Raw genomic sequence first — 22,569 nt, forward strand, 5'->3', positions numbered from 1 at the left:
ACAGGATGACGATTGAGGATTGGGGTTTGTGACGTGCGCTGATTTTTTCAGCGCACGTCAGGTGTTTCAGGCCGCCAGTTCACCGCTGGCAATCGCCGCCGACGCCGCCAGCATCGCCCGCAACAACACCGCACACCCCGCCGCCAGATCATCCGGCGCGGCGTTTTCGATTTCGTTGTGGCTGATGCCGCCTTCGCACGGCACGAAGATCATCCCGGCAGGACCGAGTTCGGCGAGGAAGATTGCGTCGTGCCCCGCTCCGCTGACGATGTCCATGTGCGACAAGCCCAGGCCTTGAGCGGCGTTGCGTACCGCGTCGACGCAGCCTGGGTCGAAGTACAGCGGCGGGAAGTCTGCCGTGGGGGTGAGTTCGAAGGTCAGGCCGTGTTCATCGCAGGTGGTTTCGATGACGTGGCGGACTTCGGCGATCATCGAGTCCAGGCGTGCCGGCTCCAGGTGACGGAAGTCGAGGGTCATGCGCACTTCGCCGGGGATGACGTTGCGTGAGCCGGGGTAGGCTTGCAGGCAGCCGACGGTGCCGCAGGCGTGGGGTTGGTGGCCGAGCGCGGCGCGGTTGACCGCTCCGACGATCACGGCGGCACCGACCAGGGCGTCCTTGCGCAGGTGCATCGGGGTCGGGCCGGCGTGGGCTTCGACGCCGCGCAGTTTGAGGTCAAACCACTTCTGGCCGAGCGCGCCCATCACCACGCCGATGGTTTTGTGTTCGTCTTCGAGGATCGGGCCTTGCTCGATGTGGGCTTCAAAATAAGCGCCGACCGCATGCCCGCTGACCTGACGCGGACCGGCGTAACCAATGGCGTTGAGTGCCTGGCCCACGGTGATGCCTTCGGCGTCGACCTTGGCCAGGGTTTCCTCGAGGGTGAATTTTTCGGCGAAGACCCCGGAGCCCATCATGCACGGGGCGAAGCGCGAGCCTTCTTCGTTGGTCCAGACCACGACTTCCAGCGGCGCTTCGGTTTCGATGTTCAGGTCGTTGAGGGTGCGCAGCACTTCGACGCCGGCCAACACGCCGAAGCAGCCATCGAACTTGCCGCCGGTGGGCTGGGTGTCGATGTGGCTGCCGGTCATGACCGGTGGCAGGCTCGGGTTACGGCCCGGACGGCGGGCGAAGATATTGCCGACGGCGTCGACGCTGACGGTGCAGCCGGCCTCTTCACACCAGTTGACGAAAATGTCGCGGGCCTGGCGGTCGAGGTCCGTCAGGGCCAGGCGACAGACGCCGCCCTTGACCGTGGCGCCGAGTTTGGCGAGCTCCATGAGGGATTGCCACAGGCGGTCGCGGTTGATGTGCTGATGGGTGGATTGCAGAACGTCTACGGCTGCGTTCATGGTGATCTCCTCAGGCAGTTGTTATAGGTTATTCAGGTATTTTCTGGGTGTTCTTAAGGCCGCCATCGCGGGCAAGCCTGGCTCCTACAGGGAATTTTCAGTGCTCACAAAAACCCTGTGGGAGCGAGCTTGCTCGCGATGGGGCCATCACTTACACCGCAGATTTCGCCACGGATGGGCTAGGCCGCAACGAGCACAACCCGTAATAAATCACCCCGCCCAACGCCGAGCCGGTAAACCAGCCGTAGCTGTAGAACCAGCTGAACGCATCGCTGCCCAGCGACAACAGCGTCAATACCACCGGCACACCGAACGCGATAAAACCGAACCAGTTCCACGCCGGGTACACGTCATCGCGATATAACCCGGCCAGATCCAGTTGCTGTTTCTTGATCAGGAAATAGTCCACCACCATGATTCCGGCAATCGGCCCGAGCAAGCTGGAATACCCCAGCAGCCAGTTCGAATAGACCGTTTCCAGGCTCAGGTCCGAAACAATCAACCCAAGTTTTTTCAGCAGTTCATGCGCCATCAACACCAGCCCCACCACCCCGGTGAGCAACACCGCTTTGGTACGGTTGATCAACTTGGGCGCGACGTTCTGGAAATCGTTGGTCGGCGAGACGATATTGGCCGCGGTGTTGGTGGACAGCGTGGCGATGATGATCAGCGCCATGGCCAGCGCCACCCAGACCGGGCTCTGGATATGCCCGATCAGCGTCACCGGGTCGGAGACGGTCACGCCCACCAGTTTCACCGACGCGGCGGTCATGACCACACCCAGCGAGGCGAACAGGAACATGGTCAGAGGCAGGCCGATAATCTGCCCGATGATCTGGTCTTTCTGGCTTTTGGCGTAACGGCTGAAGTCCGGGATGTTCAACGACAAGGTGGCCCAGAAACCGACCATCGCGGTCAGGCCGGCGGCGAAGTAACCCGCCACGCTCGCGCCCTCAGGACGCTTGGCCGGGATCGCCAGCAACTCGGTCATCGACACATTCGGCAGCGCCCACACCAGCAAACCCGCACCGACCAAAATCAACAGCGGCGCGGACAGGGTTTCCAGCCACTTGATCGACTCGGCGCCGCGAATCACCACCCACAGGTTCAGCGCCCAGAACACCATAAAACCGATGACTTCACCGGTGCCGCCCAACGACTTCCAGCCCTCGAACACCGAGCCCAGGAACAGGTGAATGGCCAACCCGCCGAACATCGTTTGAATCCCGAACCAGCCACACGCCACCAGGGCGCGGATGAGACAGGGAATGTTGGAACCGAGAACGCCAAAGCTGGAACGCAGCAACACCGGAAACGGAATGCCGTATTTGGTGCCGGGGAAAGCGTTCAGTGTCAGCGGGATCAGCACAATGATGTTGGCAAACAGGATCGCCAGCAGCGCCTCACCCACGGTCAGCCCGAAATACGCCGTGAGCACGCCGCCCAGGGTGTAGGTCGGCACACAAATCGCCATGCCGATCCACAGCGCGGTGATGTGCCATTTGTTCCAGGTTCGCTCATGCAGCTTGGTCGGTGCCATGTCGTGGTTGTAACGGGGACTGTCGAGAACGTCGCTACCGGCTTCGAGTTCATACAAGCCGTTACGCTCGGTCACTTGCGATCTGATCTGTTGCATGGCCGCTCCACTGTTCTTTGAATTATTTTTTGCTCATCAAGCAGCCGGGGCATCAATAAACGTGCCGGGCCACTCGATTACGCATCGGGCAGTTCCATAAAACGTTACAACCAACTGTTTTTATTCATATATCCGGCAAGTCCCGGACGGTATGCCTGTTCACTCAGGCTGCTTGCCAGCCACGTTGTCCGAACCGTCAGGACTCAAACTGGTGCATCAAACTTTTTTGAAACGTTGCGCATCAACCATAGACCATCCTCAAGCGGCTGATTTCACATAGAAAATCTCGTCTATTTTTGGAACCTGTCAAGTGCGTCAAAATGGTGAGAAGCCTCACCATTTTGGTGAATTATTTATTTAATCGTTATTAATCAATTATTTAAAACAGTCATAAGCTTATAAAAAATATTCTTGCTGAATTCATAAACTCAGACTAGCTTCAATTCCTGACAGCACTGACAGGAATACACCTGTTGGCGACAGTTTCATATAAAACACCTAGAACCGGCATAAGCCGGTCATTGCCTGCGAGGAACTCGGAATGTCTCTGTTGATCCGTGGCGCCACCGTTGTTACCCATGATGAAAGTTATCGCGCCGACGTCTATTGCTACGACGGCGTGATCAAAGCCATTGGCGATAATCTTGATGTTCCGGCAGGTGCCGAAGTGCTCGACGGCAGCGGCCAGTACCTGATGCCCGGCGGCATCGATCCGCACACGCACATGCAATTGCCCTTCATGGGCACCGTGGCCAGCGAAGACTTTTTCAGTGGCACGGCGGCGGGACTGGCCGGTGGTACCACGTCGATCATTGACTTCGTGATTCCCAATCCACAGCAATCGCTGATGGAAGCGTTTCACCAGTGGCGCGGCTGGGCCGAGAAGTCGGCGTCGGATTACGGCTTCCATGTCGCGATCACCTGGTGGAGCGAGCAGGTGCGCGAGGAGATGGCGGAGCTGGTCAACCACCACGGGGTCAACAGCTTCAAGCACTTCATGGCGTACAAAAACGCGATCATGGCCGCCGACGACACGCTGGTGGCGAGTTTTGAGCGTTGCCTGGAATTGGGTGCGGTGCCCACTGTGCATGCCGAAAATGGCGAACTGGTCTATCACCTGCAACGCAAGTTGATGGCGCAGGGCATCACCGGACCGGAAGCGCATCCACTGTCGCGTCCGTCGCAGGTGGAAGGCGAAGCCGCCAGTCGGGCGATCCGCATTGCCGAGACGTTGGGCACGCCGCTGTACCTGGTGCATGTCTCGACCAAAGAAGCCCTCGACGAAATCACCTACGCCCGCAGCAAGGGTCAACAAGTCTACGGCGAAGTGCTGGCCGGGCATCTGCTGCTGGACGACAGCGTTTACCAACACCCGGACTGGCAGACCGCCGCCGGTTACGTGATGAGCCCGCCCTTCCGTCCTCGCGGCCATCAAGAGGCACTGTGGCATGGCTTGCAGTCCGGCAATCTGCACACCACCGCGACCGACCATTGCTGCTTCTGCGCCGAACAAAAAGCCGCCGGCCGCGACGACTTCAGCAAAATCCCCAACGGCACCGCCGGTATCGAAGACCGCATGGCGGTGCTCTGGGATGAAGGGGTCAACACCGGGCGCCTGTCGATGCAGCACTTCGTGGCGCTGACGTCCACCAACACCGCGAAGATCTTCAACCTCTACCCACGCAAAGGCGCGATTCGGGTCGGTGCCGATGCCGACCTGGTGCTGTGGGACCCGGAAGGCACGCGGACGATTTCAGCCAAAACCCATCACCAGCAGGTCGACTTCAACATCTTTGAAGGCAAGACCGTGCGCGGCGTGCCGAGCCACACCGTCAGCCAGGGCCGCGTGGTCTGGGCCGAGGGCGACTTGCGCGCCGAGCGGGGGGCGGGGCGGTATGTCGAACGGCCGGCGTATCCGGCGGTGTTTGATTTGCTGAGCAAGCGGGCTGAGTTGAACAGGCCTACTGCTGTGAAACGCTGAAAGCGGCCTTCGGCCTATCGCGGGCAAGCCACCCGCCCACAGGGGAATGCATTTCAAATGTGGGAGCGTGGCTTGCCCGCGATGGCGGCAGCCCTGACAACACAAAAACCAATGCCCGACAGAGGCAGCACCTCCATCACCGTGAGGCCACTACCGTGATCAAGACCCTGAACCACCTTCCGCATCCTTACGAGAATGCCGCCGCCCTCGCCGGCCATTTCACCGACCTGGCGCCGCCGCTCAACGACCGCCAGGCCCATCTGGAAGCCTCGCGTTGCCTGTATTGCTACGACGCGCCCTGCGTGAACGCCTGTCCCAGCGAGATCGACATCCCGTCTTTCATCCGCAATATCCATCAGGAAAACGTTCAGGGCGCCGCGCAGAAAATCCTCTCGGCGAACATCCTCGGTGGCAGTTGCGCTCGGGTGTGCCCGACGGAAATCCTTTGTCAGCAAGCCTGCGTGCGCAACAACGACCATGAATGCGCACCGGTCTTGATCGGCTTGCTGCAACGCTACGCCGTCGACAACGCGCACTTCAGCGAACACCCTTTCTCGCGTGCGCCCTCAACCGGCAAACGCATCGCCGTGGTCGGGGCCGGCCCGGCCGGTTTGTCCTGTGCGCACCGCAGCGCCATGCACGGCCATGACGTGGTGATTTTCGAAGCCCGGGAAAAGGCCGGTGGCCTCAACGAATACGGGATTGCCAAGTACAAACTGGTGGATGACTACGCGCAGAAGGAGCTGGAGTTCCTGCTGCAAATCGGTGGCATCGAAATCCACCACGGGCAAAAGCTCGGCGATAACTTGAGCCTCAGCGACTTGCATCAACAATTCGACGCGGTGTTTCTCGGCCTCGGCCTGAATGCCAGCAAACAACTCGGCCTGGCCCACGAAGAGGCACCCGGTTTGATCGCGGCGACCGATTACATTCGCGAACTGCGCCAGGCCGATGACCTGACTCAACTGCCGCTGGCGGACCACTGCATCGTCCTCGGCGCCGGCAACACCGCCATCGACATGGCCGTGCAAATGGCCCGTCTCGGCGCTCGCGATGTGAATCTGGTGTACCGCCGTGGCGTGGAAGACATGGGCGCCACCGGTCACGAACAGGACATCGCCAAGGCCAATCAAGTGCGTTTACTGACATGGGCGCAGCCGGAAGAAGTGCTGCTCGACGACCAAGGCAAGGTGCGCGGCATGCGCTTCGCCCGCACCCATCTGGTGGAGGGTCGCCTGCAAACCACCGGGCAAACCTTCGAACTGGCCGCTGACGCCATCTTCAAAGCCATCGGCCAGGCCTTTGACGGCAGCGCCCTCGCCGACCCGCTGGCCCGTGAGCTCAAGCGTCAGGGCGAGCGGATTGAAGTGGACGAACAGCTGCGCACCAGCATCCCCGGCGTGTATGCCGGCGGCGACTGCACCAGCCTCGATCAGGACCTCACCGTGCAAGCGGTGCAACACGGCAAACGCGCCGCCGAGGCGATCAACGCTCAACTGATGCTCAACGTGGAGGCTGCGTAAATGGCCGATCTCTCGATTGTCTTCGCCGGCATCAAAGCCCCCAATCCGTTCTGGCTGGCCTCCGCGCCACCGACCGACAAGGCCTACAACGTGGTCCGTGCCTTCGAGGCCGGTTGGGGTGGCGTGGTCTGGAAAACCCTGGGTGAAGACCCGGCGGCGGTCAACGTGTCATCGCGCTACTCGGCGCATTTCGGCGCCAACCGTGAGGTGGTGGGTTTCAACAATATCGAGCTGATCACTGACCGCTCGCTGGAGATCAATCTGCGGGAAATTACTCAGGTCAAAAAGGACTGGCCGGACCGCGCGCTGATCGTTTCACTGATGGTGCCCTGCGTCGAAGAATCCTGGAAATTCATCCTGCCACTGGTAGAAGCCACCGGCGCCGACGGCATCGAACTGAACTTCGGCTGCCCCCACGGCATGCCGGAACGCGGCATGGGCGCGGCGGTCGGCCAGGTGCCGGAGTACGTCGAACAGGTGACCCGCTGGTGCAAGACGTATTGCTCGCTGCCGGTGATCGTCAAGCTCACGCCGAACATCACCGACATCCGCGTCGCCGCCCGCGCGGCTCATCGCGGGGGGGCGGATGCGGTGTCGCTGATCAACACCATCAACTCGATCACCAGCGTGAATCTGGAGCGCATGGTCGCCAACCCGGTCGTGGGCAACCAAAGCACTCATGGCGGTTATTGCGGCTCGGCGGTCAAGCCGATTGCGCTGAACATGGTCGCCGAAATCGCCCGTGACCCGCAGACCCAGGGCCTGCCGATCTCTGGCATTGGCGGCATTGGCAGTTGGCGCGATGCGGCGGAATTCATTGCGTTGGGCAGCGGTTCGGTGCAGGTGTGCACGGCGGCGATGCTGCACGGTTTCAGGATCGTAGAGGAGATGAAGGACGGTCTGTCACGCTGGATGGACAGTCAGGGCTACGCCAGCATTTCGGAATTTTCCGGGCGGGCGGTGGGCAACACCACGGACTGGAAGTACCTCGATATCAACTATCAGGTGATCGCCAAGATTGATCAGGAGGCGTGCATCGGGTGTGGTCGCTGTCACATTGCTTGCGAGGATACGTCGCACCAGGCGATTGCCAGCGTGAAGCAGGCGGACGGGACGCATCAGTATTCAGTGATTGATGAGGAGTGTGTGGGCTGCAACCTGTGCCAGATCACTTGCCCGGTGCAGGACTGCATCGAGATGGTGCCGATGGACACGGGCAAGCCGTTTCTGGATTGGAATCATGATCCGAGGAATCCGTACCATGTAGCGGTCTGAGATTTGCTGAGCCTGAACTGGCCCCATCGCGAGCAGGCTCACTCCTACAGTTGAAATGCGTTCCAGGTAGGAGTGAGCCTGCTCGCGATGGGGCCGGCAGCATCACCACAGGCTCAAGGCTCCAACCCGATCCCCCGCAAAATCACGCTGGTCACCGTCTGCACCGCCCGCTCGAACTGCATGTCCGACAGCGGCTGGTGATCATTCAATATATTCACCTGATGATCAAAGTCCGCATAGTGCTGGGTCGACGCCCAGATCATGTACAGCAGGCTCGAAGGCTCCACCGGCAGGATGCGTTTGTCATCCACCCACTGACGGATTTTCGCTTCTTTCATCTTCGCCCAGTCATACAGGCTGGCGTCCAGCGCCTCACCGAGTGTCGGCGCGCCGTGGATGATTTCGTTGGCCCAGACTTTCGACCCGTAAGGCCGGCTGCGTGAGTGGTTCATCTTGGCGCGGATGTAGCTGCTGAGTACCACGCGCGGATCGTCGAACATCTCGAAGCACAACGCGTCCTGCTTCCACACTTCCAGCAGATCGAACAGCACGGCGCTGTACAGCTCGGTCTTGGTGCTGAAGTAGTAATGGAGGTTGGAGCGTGGCAGTTGCACTTCGGCAGCGATGTCGGCCATGGCGGTGCCGCCAAAGCCTTTTTCGGCGAAGACCTTTTCCGCCCCCAGCAGAATTTTCTCGACGTTACTGCGACGAATCCCGATCTTGTGATTGCCCATGAGGGCTCCCTGACGCCAGCGTTGACCAAGACTAGCATCCGGCTCCACGTCAGGGCGACAGGCTAAAACGAAACTTCGACACTCAGCTGTCGGCGGGTAAACTGGCGCCACTTCGAACCTGCCTCAGAGGTATTCACGATGCTCAAGAAAGCCCTGGTCACCACCGCCCTCCTCGGCTCGCTGCTGGCCGCTTCATCGGTGTGGGCTCACGCCCATCTCAAAGGCCAGACCCCGGCCGCCGACAGCACCGTGAGCGCGCCAGCGGAGTTGCGCCTGGAGTTTTCCGAAGGCGTTGAAGCGACCTTCACCAAGGTCACGCTCACCAAGGACGGCGCCGCAGTGCCGGTGAAGAGTCTCGCCACCGAAGGCAGTGACAAGAAAACCCTGGTCGTTACGCCTGCCGCACCGCTGACCGCAGGCACCTATAAAGTCGAGTGGCACGCGGTGTCCGTCGACACCCACAAAAGCGAAGGCGCCTACAGCTTCAAGGTTGGCCAGTAATTCATGACGAGCGCGATGGTGCTGTGTCGCTTTTTGCATTTCACCATGGTGCTGATGCTGTTCGGGGCGTGGGTGTTTCGGCCCTTGCTGCTCAATGGCAACGCTGAGCACCTTGATCGCAAGCTGGCGTTGACCAGTCGCTGGCTGGCCGCCGTGGCATTGGCCAGCGGCGTTGCCTGGTTGCTGCTGATCACCGCGAGCATGGCCGGAGCATGGGAAGCGGCATTCGATCCGTCGACCCTGCACCTGGTGTTGGGCAACACGTTTTTTGGCCAGGTCTGGCGCTGGCACTTGTTGCTCAATGGGATGCTGGTGGCGTTGCTGATGAGCCCTTGGCGGGCCAACAAGTCGCTGCGAATCGGCCTCGCCAGCCTGTTGCTGGCGACCCTCGCACCGGTCGGTCACGGCGCCATACTGGACGGGCTCAATGGCCAGTTGTTGATGCTCAATCAAGTCGTTCACCTGACCTGCGTGGGTGCCTGGCTCGGCGGGTTGATGCTGTTGGTGATGATCTTGCGTCAACCGGCAGAGCAGCCCGTCAAAGCGATATTGCAGCGCTTTAGTGGTGTCGGTTACGCCTTGGTGGCGGGGCTGCTGATCACCGGGTTGATCAATGTTCGGGTCCTGACCGGAGTGTTCTGGCCGACGCCGTTGTTCACTGGTTTTGCGTTGATCCTGTTAATCAAGGTGGCGCTGATTGCGGCGATGCTCGGTTTGGCGCTGTTCAATCGCCTGCGCATCAACGATAGCGAGCAGCGTCTGTCGACACTCAAAACCAGTGTAATCCTCGAATGGATGCTGGGGATGGGTGCAGTCGCAGCAGTGTCCCTCCTCGGCACCCTGCCCCCCATGATCTCCAGCTGACCCCTCCCACAGGTTTTTCGGCGTCCTGACCCATGGCGCCATGTCATCGTACAACTTCTGATTGACAAGCCCTCAAACCCTCGCAAATAATCGCCGCCAATGTTGTACGACGACGTATAACAAAAATAAAAACAACAAGAAGTCTGGGAGCGTTACTGTGAGCAAGCTCGTCCGCAATTCGTCCGCCTGCACCCCACATCCGATGTTCAAACGCCGTCATACCCTGGGCCTCATTGGTTGCAGCGGCCTGGCCCTCGCCCTGCCGATGGCCGGCCATGCCGAAGGTTTCACCGACGACGCCAAGGCCACGCTGAACCTGCGCAACGCCTACTTCAACCGCAACTACACCAACCCGGCGTATCCGCAGGGCAAGGCTGAAGAGTGGACGCAAAACTTCATCCTCGACGCCAAATCCGGGTTCACCCAGGGCACCGTCGGGTTCGGCCTGGATGTGCTGGGACTGTACTCGGTCAAGCTCGATGGCGGTAAAGGCACCGGCGGTACCCAACTGCTGCCGCTGGACCATGATGGCCGCCCGGCGGACACCTTCGGTCGCACCGACGTAGCGTTCAAGACCCGGCTGTCGAAGACCGAGTTGAAGATCGGTGACTGGATGCCGGTGCTACCGATCCTGCGCTCCGATGATGGTCGTTCCCTGCCGCAAACCTTCCGCGGTGGCCAGGTGACGTCCAGCGAGATCAGCGGTCTGACGCTGTATGGCGGCCAGTTCCAGAAAAACAGCCCGCGCAATGACTCGAGCATGGAAGACATGTTCATGAACGGTAAATCCGCGTCCATTACTTCAGATCGTTTCAACTTCGGCGGCGGCGAATACACGTTCAACGACAAACACACCCAGATCGGCGTCTGGTACGACGAGCTCAGCGACATCTACCAGCAACAGTATTTCAACCTGAACCACACCCAACCGCTTGGCGACTGGACCCTCGGCGCCAACCTTGGTTACTTCATCGGTAAGGAAAACGGCAGCGCCCTGGCCGGCGATCTCGACAACAAAACCGCGTTCGCCCTGCTCTCGGCCAAATACGGCGGCAACACCTTCTACGTCGGCCTGCAAAAACTCACCGGTGACGATCAATGGATGCGCGTCAACGGTACCAGCGGCGGCACCCTGGCCAACGACAGCTACAACTCCAGCTACGATAACGCCAAGGAAAAATCCTGGCAGGTGCGTCACGACTACAACTTCGTCGCCCTCGGCGTTCCTGGCCTGACCCTGATGAACCGCTACATCAGCGGTGATAACGTGCACACCGGGAAGATCACCGACGGCGAAGAATGGGGCCGTGAATCCGAACTGGCCTACACCGTACAGAGCGGGCCGTTGAAAAACCTCAACGTGAAATGGCGCAACGCGAGCATTCGCAAGAGTTTCAGCACCAACGAGTTCGATGAGAACCGCATTTTCATCAACTACCCGATTTCGCTGTTGTAACACCGACCCTGTGGGAGCGAGCTTGCTCGCGATAGCTATCGTTCAATCAGCACTTTGGTTGACTGATCCACCGCCATCGCGAGCAGGCTCACTCCTGCAAGGATGGTTTTCCAATCAGGAATTGACCCTCCGTCCATTTCAACCAACGTCGCGTTGACAAGACCCGGAGACCCTTACGATACTTCAGCAAAGTCGTACGACAACCTACAACGACCCAATAACAACAACTGTTTGTCCAGGATTCCCATGACTACTACGACCACCCGCCTCCCTTTCAATCGCCTGCTGCTGACCGGTGCCGCCGGTGGCCTGGGTAAAGTCTTGCGCGAAACCCTGCGCCCCTATGCCAATGTGATTCGCCTGTCGGACATCGTCGACCTCGCTCCGGCGATCGATGACCGCGAAGAAATCGTGCCGTGCGATCTGGCAGACAAGCAAGCCGTGCATCAATTGGTCGAAGGCGTGGATGCGATCCTGCACTTTGGCGGTGTGTCGACCGAGCACTCATTCGAGCAGATCCTCGGCGCCAATATCTGCGGGGTGTTCCACATCTACGAAGCCGCGCGCCGCCACGGTGTGAAGCGCGTGATCTTCGCCAGCTCCAACCACGTCATCGGTTTCTACAAGCAAGACCAGGTCATCGACGCCCACTCCCCACGTCGTCCGGACAGCTACTACGGTTTGTCCAAGTCCTACGGCGAAGACATGGCCAGTTTTTACTTCGATCGCTACGGCATCGAGACCGTCAGCGTGCGTATCGGCTCATCGTTCCCGGAACCGCAAAACCGCCGCATGATGAGCACGTGGTTGAGCTTCGGCGACCTGACCCAATTGCTGGAATGCGCCTTGTACGCCCCGAACGTCGGCCACACGGTGGTGTATGGCGTGTCCGACAACAAGCACGTTTGGTGGGACAACCGTTTCGCATCCGGCCTGGGTTATCAACCACAGGACAACTCCGAAGTATTCCGCGAAAAAATCGAGACCCAACCGATGCCGGCCGCTGATGACCCGGCGATGGTTTACCAAGGTGGTGCGTTTGTCGCGTCGGGCCCGTTCGGCGACTGACCCCCAACAACAAAAAACCAAGGGAATGAGTGGCCATGCAAGCCGAATTGATTGTCGATGCCCGAAACGCTGTCGGTGAATGCCCGGTGTGGGTCCCCGAGGAAAACGCCCTGTACTGGGTCGATATTCCTGCCGGCGCCCTGCAACGCTGGAGTGCCGCCAGCGGACACGTCGATACGTGGACCGCGCCGGAAATGCTCGCGTGCATCACCCGCCACCGTGACGGTGGCTGGGTAGCCGGGATGGAAAGCGGCTTTTTCCATCTGCACCCGCACACCGACGGCAGCCTCGACAGTCAATTGCTCGCCCACGTCGACCACGCCCGCACGGACATGCGCCTGAACGATGGTCGTTGCGACCGTCAGGGGCGTTTCTGGGCGGGCAGCATGGTGTTGAACATGGGCGCCAACGCGGCTGACGGCACGCTTTACCGCTACAGCGCCGGTCAACGAGGGCCGCTGGAGGCACAACTAGGCGGGTTTATCGTTCCAAACGGCCTGGGTTTCAGCCCGGATGGGCGGACGATGTACCTGTCCGACTCGCATCCCCACGTTCAGAAAATCTGGGCCTTTGACTACGACATCGACAGCGGCACGCCGTCCAATCGGCGGCTGTTTGTCGACATGAACCAGTTCCCCGGTCGCCCTGACGGTGCGGCGGTGGATGCCGACGGTTGCTACTGGATCTGCGGTAATGACGCCGGGTTGATTCACCGCTTTACCCCTGACGGCCGACTGGATCGCTCCCTCGCCGTCCCGGTGAAGAAACCCAGCATGTGCGCCTTCGGTGGCAGCCGCCTGGACACGCTGTTTGTGACCTCGATTCGCCCCGGTGACGACCAAGATGAGCAGTCCCTGGCCGGTGGCGTGTTTGCCCTCGATCCGGGTGTTACCGGGTTGCCGGAACCGCTGTTCAATGTTCCCTGACTGAATGAAGAAAATAAGCGCCTTCCCATGTGGCGAGGGAGCTTGCTCCCGCTGGGTCGCGCAGCGGCCCCGACAATCTTTCATTTGTATCGAGGCAGCTGTATTGGCGACTGCTTCGCAGCCGAGCGGGAGCAAGCTCCCTCGCCACAATGTCCCCATTGAGCCAGGCATTTCACAATGACAATGACGCTTCTCGAACTCGAAGACGAACTGACCCACCTCACCCTCGCCCCCGAGCTCGGCGGCAGCCTCGTCAACTGGACGGTTCGCAGCACCGGCCAACCGCTGCTCCGTCACACTGACGCCCATGCGCTGAACACCGGCCTGCCGGGCAAACTCGGCTGCTATCCCCTGGCGCCGTGGTCCAACCGCATCGCCGAGGGTGGTTTCGATTGCCCCGAGGGCTGGCTGGCGTTGACGCCCAACAGCCTCACCGATCCGCTGCCCATTCACGGCAGCGCCTGGCAGCAACCGTGGCAAGTGGTGTCGCAATCGGCCAACGAAGTGGTCCTGCAACTCGACAGCAGCACGCCGTTCGCCTATCGCGCCCGGCAGCGGTTTCATCTGTGCAAGGGCCAGTTGAGCATCGAATTACAGGTCACCCACCTGGCCGACCGCGCCGCGTGGCATGGCCTCGGTTTGCACCCCTACTGTCCGCGCACGGCGAACACACAGCTACAGGCCAAGGCCGAGAAAGTCTGGTTATGCGATGGTTCGAAACTGCCAACCGAGTTGATCGAGTTGCCCGCTGACTGGGATTTCCGTCAACCGCGCGCCTTACCCGCCTCCCTGGTCGACAACGGTTTCTGCCACTGGGACGGCCATTGCCTGATCCAGCAACCTGACCTCGGTTATGCGCTGGAATGCCAGGCCACCGGCAGCGATTATTACCTGCTCTACTGCCCGGTCGGTCTGGAGTTTTTCTGCATCGAACCGGTGAGCCACCCCGTCAACGCGCATCACCTGCCCGGCCGGCCAGGGTTACGGTTGCTGGAGCAAGGTCAGTCGGCGGAGCTTGGGTTCAGCCTGCAGTATCGCGCGCTCGGATAACGCCATTACCCGAGCATCTGACTCAGCGCCGCACGCAGCTTGCCGGGTTTCACCGGCTTGTTCAGCAGCGGCGCGCCGAGTCGCTGCAATGAGCGTCGACACTGATCCGTGCGGTCCGCCGTGATGATTACCGCCGGAATCACCTGGCCGTAATGCTCACGCAAATGCCTGACCACATCGCAGCCCACTACGCCATGATCGAGGTGATAGTCCGCCAGGATCAGTTCCGGCGCTTGCCCACGCAGCGCCGCCAGCGCCGAGGATTCATCCGTGGCCGTGACCACCTCGCACCCCCACTGCCCAAGCAGCGCGCTCATGCTCTCGAGAATGCTGACTTCGTTGTCCAGCACCAGCAGGCGTCGGCCCGGCAAGGGATTGCCCGTGGTCAACTGAGGCGCAGCCTGACTGATCGGCAGCGGCACCTCATGGGAAATCGGTACGTCGATGCTGAACATCGACCCTCGTCCCGGCACCGATTTAACCCCAATCCGATAACCGAGAATCTTGCCGATGCGCTCAACAATGGCCAGCCCCAACCCCACACCTTTGCGGTCGGCGGCGCGTCCGACGTCGAGTTGGTTGAACTCCAGGAAAATCGAATCCAGTCGGTCCGCGGCGATGCCACGCCCGGTGTCCCAGACCTCCAGGCGCAGCATCTCGCCGCGACGCCTTGCGCCCAGCAGGATGCTGCCCTCGTCGGTGTAGCGGCAGGCGTTACTGAGGAAGTTACGCAGGATGCGCGTCATCAGGCGCAGGTCGGTGCTGATGGCGTACTCGCCCACCTGCACGCGCAGGTTCAACCCTGCCGCTTCGGCGACCGACTGAAATTCGGACACCAGCGGCCCGAGCAATTCGTCGAGACGATAAAGGGCAACGTCGGGTTTGACCGCCGCCTGATCGAGCCGGGATATATCCAGCAAATCAGTGAGCAAATCTTCGGCCCCCTCCAGCGCCTGATGAGTACGCTCGACCAGGACCTGTTCAACGTCAGGCAGCTTTCGTTCACGCAGCGTCGAGATCAGCAAGCGCGCAGCGTTAAGCGGTTGCAGCAGGTCGTGACTGGCCGCCGCGAGGTATTTGTCCTTGCTGCGATTGGCGGCCTCAGCGGCGTCGCGGGCATCGCGCAAAGCCTCGGCGATCTGCTTGCGCTGGGTGATCTGCTGTTGCAGGTTGCGGTTGGCTTCCAATAATTCATCGGTGCGCGCGGCGACCCGTTGCTCCAGCTCATCGTTGAGTTGTTGTAAACGCTGCTGGGCTTGTTTGCGTTCGGTGATGTCGGCGACGAACCCCTCAACCAGGCCTTCCTGATCGGGCTTGAGCAACAGGTTCATCAAGACATCGAGGCTGCTGCCGTCCTTGCGCCGCAACTGGGTTTCATAGCCGTGCAGGCTGCGTTGATGCTTGAGGATTTCGCCGATGTTTTCCAGCTCACTGGCCCCGCCGACAAACAGGTTGCTCGCCAGGTCCGCCAGGGAAAACAGCACCTCTTGCGGGTCCTGATAGCCGAGCATGTGCGCCAACGCCGGGTTGGCGGCCCGCATGCCTTCGTGCAGGCTGGCCTGGAAAATCCCCTGGACCGCGTTTTCGAACAACCATTTGTAGCGATTGCGTTCGGCTTCCAGCTCGTCGAGCCGCGCGGCCAGTTCCGGGTAATGGCTCTTGCGCGCCGAATGGCTGCCTAACCCGAGTAACCCCGCCAGTGCCCGTTGCTGATCGTCAGAGGGCTTCGCCATAGACGACCTCGACATCACGCTGACTGGATTCGCGCGGATTGGTCAGGATGCACGGGTCGTGCATGGCGTGTTGCGACAGGAACGGAATGTCCGCTGTACTGACCCCGTGCAAGCCAAGGGTCTCGTGGAAGCCGATTGCGTGTTTGAGCGCAATCAGATGCTCCACCAGTCGCGCGCAGATCTGACGGTGGTTCAGGCCACGGCAATCGATGCCGAAGGTCTCGGCGATTACCTTGAAGCGATCCGGCGCCGAGCTGTAATTGAACGCCACCACATGTTCCACCAACACCGCGTTGCACAGGCCATGGGGCAGATCGAGGAACCCGCCCAGGCTGTGGGACATCGCGTGCACAGCGCCGAGAATCGCGTTGGAGAACGCCAGCCCGGCTTGCATGCTGCCCAACATGATCTTCTCGCGCAGGGCGATGTCTGTCGGGTTGGCAATCATTTGCACCAGGTTGCCGTTGATCAACCGCATCGCTTCCAGTGCATGGGGATCGGTCAGTGGCCCGTGGCCCGTGGAGACAAAGGCTTCGATGGCGTGCACCAACGCATCGATGCCGGTACACGCCGACAGGAACGGGTCCATGCTCAGGGTCGTTTCCGGGTCGATCAACGAGACGTCCGGCACCACCGCTTTGCTGACGATGGAGAACTTCATGCGTTCTTGCTGGTTGGAAATGATCACGAACTGCGACACATCAGCCGACGTGCCGGCGGTGGTCGGAATCAGGATCAGGGGCGGGCTGGGCACGCGGATGGTGTCCACGCCTTCGAATTCGAGAATGCTGCGTCCGTGAGCAACGACAATGCCGATGCCTTTGCCGCAATCCATCGGGCTGCCACCGCCGACGGCGACGATCACATCGCAATGGTTTTCCCGGTACAGCTCGGCGCCGAGCATCACTTCTTCGACCCGCGGATTGGGGGAGACATCGGCGTACAGGAAGTAATCGATACCCAACGCTTGCAGGCTGGCCTCGACGTCGGCGACCCAACCGGCGGCAATCACCCCGGGGTCGCTGACCACCAGGACTTTGCGGGCACCGAAGGTCTTGGCGTAGTTACCGACATTGTGCCGACAGCCGGCACCGAAGATGATTTCTGGAGACACGAACTTACGCAGCTGGCTGAGACTCTGGCTCATTGGAAAGCCTGTTTTTATTGTTTTGGAAGATAGAACCCACACTAAACCATCCGGCTGCGAATGCAATCAGACCAAAGAACACTGTGGGAGCGAGCTTGCTCGCGATGACGGAGTGGCAGCCAACAAAGATGCTGAATGTTAAACCGCTATCGCGAGCAGGCTCACTGCTACAAGGGATTGGTGTTGCCAGATTCATCCGCGGTAGATCAGCTGCGAAGCCTTTTCGTTACGCAACGTCAGGTGTTCCATGCCCTGCCCCGGCGCGTCGGCTTCTTCCCGGGCCTTGAGGATCACGCCATGGTGCGGCGACTTGCTGCACACCGGGTCGGCATTGGCGGCATCGCCGGTGAGCATGAACGCCTGGCAACGGCAGCCGCCCAGGTCCTTGTGCTTTTCATCGCACGAGCGGCACGGCTCCTTCATCCAGTCATCGCCACGAAAACGGTTGAAGCCAAACGAATCAGTCCAGATGTGCTCAATGCTGTGCTCTCGCACATTGGGAAACTGCACCGGCAACTGACGGGCGCTGTGGCAAGGCAGCGCGGTACCGTCCGGGGTGATGTCGAGAAACAGATTGGCCCAACCGTTCATGCAGGTTTTGGGGCGCTCTTCGTAATAGTCCGGGGTGACGAAGATCAGCTTGCACGGATGGCCCTGGGCCTCAAGCCGCGCGCGATACTCGTTGGTGATGCGCTCGGCGCGCTGTAGTTGCTCGCGGGTGGGCAGCAGGCCGACGCGATTGAGTTCGGCCCAGCCGTAGAATTGGCACGTGGCCAACTCGACAAAATCCGCTTCCAGCTCAAGACACAAGTCGATGATCTGTGCGATCTGATCAATGTTGTGCCGATGGGTGACGAAGTTCAGCACCATGGGATACCCCTGGGCTTTCACCGCGCGGGCCATGGCCAGTTTCTGGGCGAAGGCCTTGCGGGAGCCGGCGAGCATGTTATTGACCGCTTCGTCAGCCGCCTGAAAGCTGATCTGGATATGGTCCAGCCCGGCCACCTTGAAGTCGCGGACTTTCTGCTCGGTCAGGCCGATGCCCGAGGTGATCAGGTTGGTGTAGTAGCCCATGTCTCGCGCGGCTTTGATCAGTTCGGCCAGGTCCTGTCGCACCAATGGCTCACCGCCGGAAAACCCCAATTGCGCAGCCCCCATTTCGCGGGCCTCACGAAACACCCGAATCCACTCCTCGGTGCTCAGCTCCTCGCCATGCCGGGCAAAATCCAGCGGGTTGGAACAATACGGGCATCGCAGCGGGCAGCGGTAGGTCAGCTCGGCCAACAGCCACAGCGGTGGGCCGACGGGTGAATCATTCAATCCAGAATTGCGCATGGGCCACCTCCAGGAATGCCAGCACATCCTCATCAATCCCTGGTACGCCGGGAAAATTCGCGGTCAGTCGCTCTATGATCGCCGAGACACTGCGCCGGCCATTCACCAGATCGAGGATCTGCCCGGCGCTGGCGTTGAGTTTGATCATGCCTTCGGGGTACAGCAGCACGTGACAGTCCTGGCGGGGCTCCCATTGCAAACGAAAGCCCTGGCGCAACGACGGCAACCACCCGCGTTGGATCAGGCTCACAGGGCAATCCCCCGGTGCCAGACTTTATCGGCCGTGACGGTGTGATAAGGCGGACGTTCCAGCTCGTAGGCCATGCTCATGGCGTCGAGCATGCTCCACAGCACATCGAGTTTGAATTGCAGGATCTCGAGCATGCGTTGCTGCGCCTCGCGTGTGACGTAGTGCGCCAAGGTAATGCGCAAGCCGTGCTCCACATCGCGTCGGGCCTGACTCAAACGGTTGCGAAAATAGTCATAACCGGCAACGTCGATCCACGGGTAATGCGTCGGCCAAGCGTCGAGTCGGGACTGATGGATCTGCGGGGCGAACAGCTCGGTCAGCGAACTGCTCGCCGCTTCCTGCCAGCAGGCGCGACGGGCGAAATTGACATAGGCATCGACGGCGAACCTCACGCCAGGCAGCACCCGTTCCTGGGACAGAATCTGTTCGCGATCCAGCCCCACCGCTTCGCCCAGACGCAGCCAGGCTTCGATGCCGCCTTCACTGCCGGGCACGCCGTCATGGTCGAGAATCCGTTGCAACCACTCACGGCGCACGTCGCGGTCCGGGCAGTTGGCGAGGATCGCGGCATCCTTGAGCGGAATGTTCACCTGGTAATAGAAGCGATTGGCGACCCAGCCCTGAATCTGCTCGCGGCTCGCGCGGCCGGCGTACATGGCTTGGTGAAACGGGTGATGGATGTGGTAGTAGGCGCCTTTGGCGCGCAGGGCGGCTTCGAATTCGGTGGGGGTCATTGCAGTGCCGGTCATTGCGGTTCTCCGATGGATTTGTGCTGCCGGGTCTGGCCTCATCGCGGGCAAGCCACGCTCCCACAGGTTCACGCGATCAACTGTGGGAGCGTGGCTTGCCCGCAATGGGGCCATCCGCTACAGCTCAATACTCATGCCGTCATAAGCCACTTCGATTCCACGCCGTTCCAGCAAGGCCCGCTCGGCCGAGTCTTCATCGAGGATCGGATTGGTGTTGTTGATGTGAATCAGCACCTTGCGCTGGCGGGTAAAACCTTCGAGCACCTCAAGCATGCCGCCGGGGCCGCTTTGCGACAGGTGGCCCATTTCGCTGCCCAGACTTTGGCCGACTTCGCAGACGCGCATTTCGTCGTCACGCCACAAAGTGCCGTCCAGCAGCAGGCAATCGGCACGCTGCATCCAGCCCAGCACTTCGTCATCGACTTGCCCCAGCCCCGGCGCATAAAACAGCGATGCGCCGCTGCGTCGGTCTTCAATGAACAAGCCGATCGTATCGCCCGGTTGCGGATGGCCGCGATTGGGTGAGTACGGCGGTGCGTTGCTCACCAAGGGAATCGCCCGCCAGCGCAAGTGCTGGCAGGCAGGAATGCTGAACGGCTGACGATCCAGGCCGATCGGCTGCCACTGCAGCCCGCCATTCCAGTGGCGCAGCATGTTGAACAGCGGGAAGCCGCTGCTCAGGTCCTGGTGAACCCGTTCGGTACACCAGACGGCATGCGGACAGCCTTCGCGCAGGCTCAGCAAACCGGTGCAGTGATCGATCTGGCTGTCGAGCAGCACGACACCCGCGATGGCGCTGTCACGCAACTGGCGAGCCGGTTGCAACAGCGGAAAACTCGCAAGCTGCGCACGAATGTCCGGCGAAGCATTGCACAGCACCCAATCCACATCGTTGTCGCTCAGGACAATCGAGGACTGGGTGCGCGGTTGTGACCGCAGGCTGGCATTGCGCATCCCGGCGCATTGGTGGCAATTGCAATTCCACTGCGGGAAACCGCCACCAGCAGCCGAGCCGAGAACGCGAATGTGCATGAATGAGGCTCCAAAAGGCAGGCCCGGCCAACCCGACGGCTGGCCGGGTGAGCAATCAACGGTTGGCGAAATACATCGTCACTTCGAAGCCAATGCGCAGATCGGTAAACGCGGGTTTAGTCCACATGGGTCAATCCTCTTCTTGTGCCGGGCGATTCCGGTAAAGCCATTAATGCACGGGGCATCGGGCGCCCGAATGCTACTTTCGAAGGAGATGGCGGGGTGCGTTGGTAGGGGGTGTCCGGGACTTTCAAATTCACCGAAGTACCCCTGTGGGAGCAGGCTTGACCGCGATGGCGGCGTGACAGTCAACATCAATGTTGAATGTGCAGGCCTCATCGCGGGCAAGCCAGCTCCCACAGGGGTTACGGTGTGTTCGAGGGTTAGAAGAACCCCAGCGGATTGATGTCGTAGCTGACCAGCAGGTTCTTGGTCTGCTGGTAGTGATCGAGCATCATCTTGTGGTTTTCCCGACCGACGCCGGACTTCTTGTAGCCACCGAACGCGGCGTGCGCCGGGTACAGGTGATAGCAGTTGGTCCACACGCGCCCGGCCTTGATCGCCCGGCCCATGCGGTAGGCGCGGTTGATGTCGCGGGTCCAGAGGCCGGCACCGAGGCCGAACTCGCTGTCGTTGGCAATCGCCAGCGCTTCAGCTTCGTCCTTGAAGGTGGTGACACCCACCACCGGACCGAAGATTTCTTCCTGGAAGACGCGCATCTTGTTGTGGCCCTTGAGCAGCGTCGGCTGGATGTAATAGCCGCTGGACAGGTCACCTTCAAGCCGTTCGGCGGCGCCACCGGTGAGGAGTTCGGCCCCCTCCTCCTGAGCGATTTTGAGGTACGAGAGGATCTTGTCGTATTGCTGCTCCGACGCCTGGGCGCCGACCATGGTTTCGGTGTCCAGCGGGTTGCCGCGTTTGATCTTGACGATCTTCTTCATCACCTCGGCCATAAACGGCTCGTAGATCGATTCTTGCACCAGCGCCCGCGATGGGCAGGTGCAGACTTCGCCCTGGTTGAAGAACGCGAGCACCAGGCCTTCAGCGGCTTTTTCGATGAACTGCGGCTCGGCGTTCATGATGTCTTCGAAGAAGATATTCGGCGACTTGCCGCCCAGTTCGACGGTGCTCGGGATGATGTTCTCGGCGGCGCAATGCATGATGTGCGCGCCGACCGGGGTGGAACCGGTGAAGGCGATCTTGGCGATGCGCTTGCTGGTGGCCAGCGCTTCGCCGGCTTCACGACCGAAGCCCTGGACGATGTTCAACACGCCCGCCGGTAGCAAATCGGCGATCAGCTCAGCGAAGACCATGATCGACAGTGGCGTCTGTTCGGCCGGTTTGAGCACGACGCAGTTACCGGCGGCCAGGGCCGGGGCAAGTTTCCAGGCCGCCATCAGCAGCGGGAAATTCCATGGAATGATTTGCCCGACCACGCCCAGAGGCTCGTGAAAGTGATAGGCGGTGGTCAGTTCATTGATCTCCGCAGCGCCGCCTTCCTGGGCGCGAATGCACCCGGCAAAGTAGCGGAAATGGTCGGCAGCCAATGGCACGTCGGCGTTCAGGGTTTCGCGCACGGCCTTGCCGTTGTCCCAGGTTTCGGTGACGGCGAGGATTTCCAGGTTTTGTTCGATGCGATCGGCGATTTTCAGCAGCACCCGCGAACGGTCCTGGGCCGAGGTCTTGCCCCAGGCATCCGCAGCGGCGTGTGCCGCGTCGAGGGCCTTGTCGATGTCGGCGGCGCTGGAGCGTGGGAACTCGGCAATCACCTCACCGTTCACCGGCGAGGTATTGGTGAAGTATTCGCCATTGACCGGCGCGACAAACTCGCCGCCGATGAAGTTGCCATAGCGCGGTTTGAAGGAAACAACGGCGCCTGGGGTTCCGGGTTGTGCGTAGATCATGGTGGGCCTCTGTCTGGGTCGATGCCTGTCGGGCCGACAAGCGATGAACCGATAC

General features: G+C 60.7%; 20 protein-coding genes. 9 read left to right on the top strand and 11 right to left on the bottom strand.

What is annotated here, in order from left to right; all coding sequences use genetic code 11:
• Positions 1-66: 66 nt before the first annotated feature.
• Positions 67-1,350: a Zn-dependent hydrolase gene (locus tag AB4N43_RS04210; protein ID WP_027923315.1), complete on the bottom strand. Its 1,284-nt coding sequence runs from the start codon at positions 1,348-1,350 to the stop codon at positions 67-69.
• 151 nt (positions 1,351-1,501) lie between these two features.
• The gene (locus AB4N43_RS04215) at positions 1,502-2,986 is read right to left on the bottom strand and encodes an NCS1 family nucleobase:cation symporter-1 (RefSeq protein ID WP_027923314.1); all 1,485 of its coding nucleotides are present in this window, start codon (positions 2,984-2,986) and stop codon (positions 1,502-1,504) included.
• Between the two features lie 541 nt (positions 2,987-3,527).
• Between AB4N43_RS04215 and hydA the strand changes: the two genes are divergently transcribed.
• From hydA to preA, 3 genes are all read left to right on the top strand, one after another.
• Positions 3,528-4,967, top strand: a complete 1,440-nt coding sequence (gene hydA / locus AB4N43_RS04220; protein WP_460153271.1) for a dihydropyrimidinase — start codon at positions 3,528-3,530, stop codon at positions 4,965-4,967.
• A gap of 155 nt (positions 4,968-5,122) precedes the next feature.
• Entirely contained in the window at positions 5,123-6,490 is a 1,368-nt protein-coding gene (locus tag AB4N43_RS04225) for an NAD(P)-dependent oxidoreductase (protein ID WP_460153273.1), read from the top strand.
• On the top strand, positions 6,491-7,765 hold the full coding sequence (preA, locus tag AB4N43_RS04230) for an NAD-dependent dihydropyrimidine dehydrogenase subunit PreA (RefSeq protein ID WP_027923311.1): 1,275 nt from the start codon (positions 6,491-6,493) through the stop codon (positions 7,763-7,765).
• 113 nt (positions 7,766-7,878) lie between these two features.
• On the opposite strand, the gene AB4N43_RS04235 is transcribed toward preA, so the two are convergent.
• Complete coding sequence (locus tag AB4N43_RS04235; protein WP_027923310.1) at positions 7,879-8,499, bottom strand: TetR/AcrR family transcriptional regulator; 621 nt, start codon at positions 8,497-8,499, stop codon at positions 7,879-7,881.
• Between the two features lie 138 nt (positions 8,500-8,637).
• Between AB4N43_RS04235 and copC the strand changes: the two genes are divergently transcribed.
• From copC to AB4N43_RS04265, 6 genes are all read left to right on the top strand, one after another.
• Complete coding sequence (gene copC, locus AB4N43_RS04240) at positions 8,638-9,000, top strand: copper homeostasis periplasmic binding protein CopC (protein WP_059180991.1); 363 nt, start codon at positions 8,638-8,640, stop codon at positions 8,998-9,000.
• Positions 9,001-9,003: 3 nt separating this feature from the next.
• On the top strand, positions 9,004-9,864 hold the full coding sequence (gene copD / locus AB4N43_RS04245; RefSeq protein WP_460153275.1) for a copper homeostasis membrane protein CopD: 861 nt from the start codon (positions 9,004-9,006) through the stop codon (positions 9,862-9,864).
• A 157-nt stretch (positions 9,865-10,021) separates the two neighbouring features.
• Positions 10,022-11,320: an OprD family porin gene (locus AB4N43_RS04250; protein ID WP_027923307.1), complete on the top strand. Its 1,299-nt coding sequence runs from the start codon at positions 10,022-10,024 to the stop codon at positions 11,318-11,320.
• A gap of 246 nt (positions 11,321-11,566) precedes the next feature.
• Entirely contained in the window at positions 11,567-12,388 is an 822-nt protein-coding gene (locus tag AB4N43_RS04255; RefSeq protein ID WP_027923306.1) for an NAD-dependent epimerase/dehydratase family protein, read from the top strand.
• Between the two features lie 35 nt (positions 12,389-12,423).
• Positions 12,424-13,314: an SMP-30/gluconolactonase/LRE family protein gene (locus AB4N43_RS04260; protein WP_460153278.1), complete on the top strand. Its 891-nt coding sequence runs from the start codon at positions 12,424-12,426 to the stop codon at positions 13,312-13,314.
• A 177-nt stretch (positions 13,315-13,491) separates the two neighbouring features.
• Positions 13,492-14,364: an aldose 1-epimerase gene (locus tag AB4N43_RS04265; RefSeq protein WP_460153280.1), complete on the top strand. Its 873-nt coding sequence runs from the start codon at positions 13,492-13,494 to the stop codon at positions 14,362-14,364.
• 5 nt (positions 14,365-14,369) lie between these two features.
• Here AB4N43_RS04265 and AB4N43_RS04270 read toward each other — a convergent pair whose 3' ends face one another.
• From AB4N43_RS04270 to exaC, 8 genes are all read right to left on the bottom strand, one after another.
• Positions 14,370-16,097, bottom strand: a complete 1,728-nt coding sequence (locus AB4N43_RS04270) for a PAS domain-containing hybrid sensor histidine kinase/response regulator (protein WP_027923303.1) — start codon at positions 16,095-16,097, stop codon at positions 14,370-14,372.
• Positions 16,081-17,244, bottom strand: a complete 1,164-nt coding sequence (gene ercA, locus AB4N43_RS04275) for an alcohol dehydrogenase-like regulatory protein ErcA (RefSeq protein ID WP_059180994.1) — start codon at positions 17,242-17,244, stop codon at positions 16,081-16,083. The genes AB4N43_RS04270 and ercA overlap by 17 nt, the downstream gene beginning before the upstream one ends.
• A gap of 192 nt (positions 17,245-17,436) precedes the next feature.
• A complete protein-coding gene (pqqE, locus tag AB4N43_RS04280; RefSeq protein ID WP_460153281.1) occupies positions 17,437-18,579 on the bottom strand; it encodes a pyrroloquinoline quinone biosynthesis protein PqqE in 1,143 nt (380 codons plus the stop codon).
• Positions 18,557-18,829, bottom strand: coding sequence for a pyrroloquinoline quinone biosynthesis peptide chaperone PqqD (gene pqqD, locus AB4N43_RS04285; RefSeq protein ID WP_027923300.1), 273 nt, complete (start codon positions 18,827-18,829; stop codon positions 18,557-18,559). The genes pqqE and pqqD overlap by 23 nt, the downstream gene beginning before the upstream one ends.
• Positions 18,826-19,578: a pyrroloquinoline-quinone synthase PqqC gene (gene pqqC, locus AB4N43_RS04290; protein WP_027923299.1), complete on the bottom strand. Its 753-nt coding sequence runs from the start codon at positions 19,576-19,578 to the stop codon at positions 18,826-18,828. Before pqqC ends, pqqD begins: the two co-directional genes overlap by 4 nt.
• Before the next feature lie 117 nt (positions 19,579-19,695).
• Positions 19,696-20,610 carry a pyrroloquinoline quinone biosynthesis protein PqqB gene (pqqB, locus tag AB4N43_RS04295; RefSeq protein WP_410922013.1) on the bottom strand — a complete coding sequence of 305 codons (915 nt, stop codon included), beginning with the start codon at positions 20,608-20,610 and terminating at the stop codon, positions 19,696-19,698.
• 55 nt (positions 20,611-20,665) lie between these two features.
• A complete protein-coding gene (gene pqqA, locus AB4N43_RS04300; RefSeq protein ID WP_003253598.1) occupies positions 20,666-20,737 on the bottom strand; it encodes a pyrroloquinoline quinone precursor peptide PqqA in 72 nt (23 codons plus the stop codon).
• Positions 20,738-20,993: 256 nt separating this feature from the next.
• A complete protein-coding gene (exaC, locus tag AB4N43_RS04305) occupies positions 20,994-22,514 on the bottom strand; it encodes an acetaldehyde dehydrogenase ExaC (protein WP_059180998.1) in 1,521 nt (506 codons plus the stop codon).
• Positions 22,515-22,569 lie beyond the last annotated feature (55 nt).

Source organism: Pseudomonas sp. S2_B07 (assembly GCF_054668435.1).

Excerpts from the sequence above, each read along its gene's own strand:
- AB4N43_RS04210 (WP_027923315.1), bottom strand. The coding sequence starts at position 1,350 with ATGAACGCAGCCGTAGACGTTCTGCAATCCACCCATCAGCACATCAAC.
- AB4N43_RS04215 (WP_027923314.1), bottom strand. The coding sequence starts at position 2,986 with ATGCAACAGATCAGATCGCAAGTGACCGAGCGTAACGGCTTGTATGAA.
- hydA (WP_460153271.1), top strand. The coding sequence starts at position 3,528 with ATGTCTCTGTTGATCCGTGGCGCCACCGTTGTTACCCATGATGAAAGT.
- preA (WP_027923311.1), top strand. The coding sequence starts at position 6,491 with ATGGCCGATCTCTCGATTGTCTTCGCCGGCATCAAAGCCCCCAATCCG.
- AB4N43_RS04235 (WP_027923310.1), bottom strand. The coding sequence starts at position 8,499 with ATGGGCAATCACAAGATCGGGATTCGTCGCAGTAACGTCGAGAAAATT.
- copC (WP_059180991.1), top strand. The coding sequence starts at position 8,638 with ATGCTCAAGAAAGCCCTGGTCACCACCGCCCTCCTCGGCTCGCTGCTG.
- copD (WP_460153275.1), top strand. The coding sequence starts at position 9,004 with ATGACGAGCGCGATGGTGCTGTGTCGCTTTTTGCATTTCACCATGGTG.
- AB4N43_RS04255 (WP_027923306.1), top strand. The coding sequence starts at position 11,567 with ATGACTACTACGACCACCCGCCTCCCTTTCAATCGCCTGCTGCTGACC.
- AB4N43_RS04260 (WP_460153278.1), top strand. The coding sequence starts at position 12,424 with ATGCAAGCCGAATTGATTGTCGATGCCCGAAACGCTGTCGGTGAATGC.
- AB4N43_RS04265 (WP_460153280.1), top strand. The coding sequence starts at position 13,492 with ATGACAATGACGCTTCTCGAACTCGAAGACGAACTGACCCACCTCACC.
- AB4N43_RS04270 (WP_027923303.1), bottom strand. The coding sequence starts at position 16,097 with ATGGCGAAGCCCTCTGACGATCAGCAACGGGCACTGGCGGGGTTACTC.
- ercA (WP_059180994.1), bottom strand. The coding sequence starts at position 17,244 with ATGAGCCAGAGTCTCAGCCAGCTGCGTAAGTTCGTGTCTCCAGAAATC.
- pqqE (WP_460153281.1), bottom strand. The coding sequence starts at position 18,579 with ATGCGCAATTCTGGATTGAATGATTCACCCGTCGGCCCACCGCTGTGG.
- pqqC (WP_027923299.1), bottom strand. The coding sequence starts at position 19,578 with ATGACCGGCACTGCAATGACCCCCACCGAATTCGAAGCCGCCCTGCGC.
- pqqB (WP_410922013.1), bottom strand. The coding sequence starts at position 20,610 with ATGCACATTCGCGTTCTCGGCTCGGCTGCTGGTGGCGGTTTCCCGCAG.
- exaC (WP_059180998.1), bottom strand. The coding sequence starts at position 22,514 with ATGATCTACGCACAACCCGGAACCCCAGGCGCCGTTGTTTCCTTCAAA.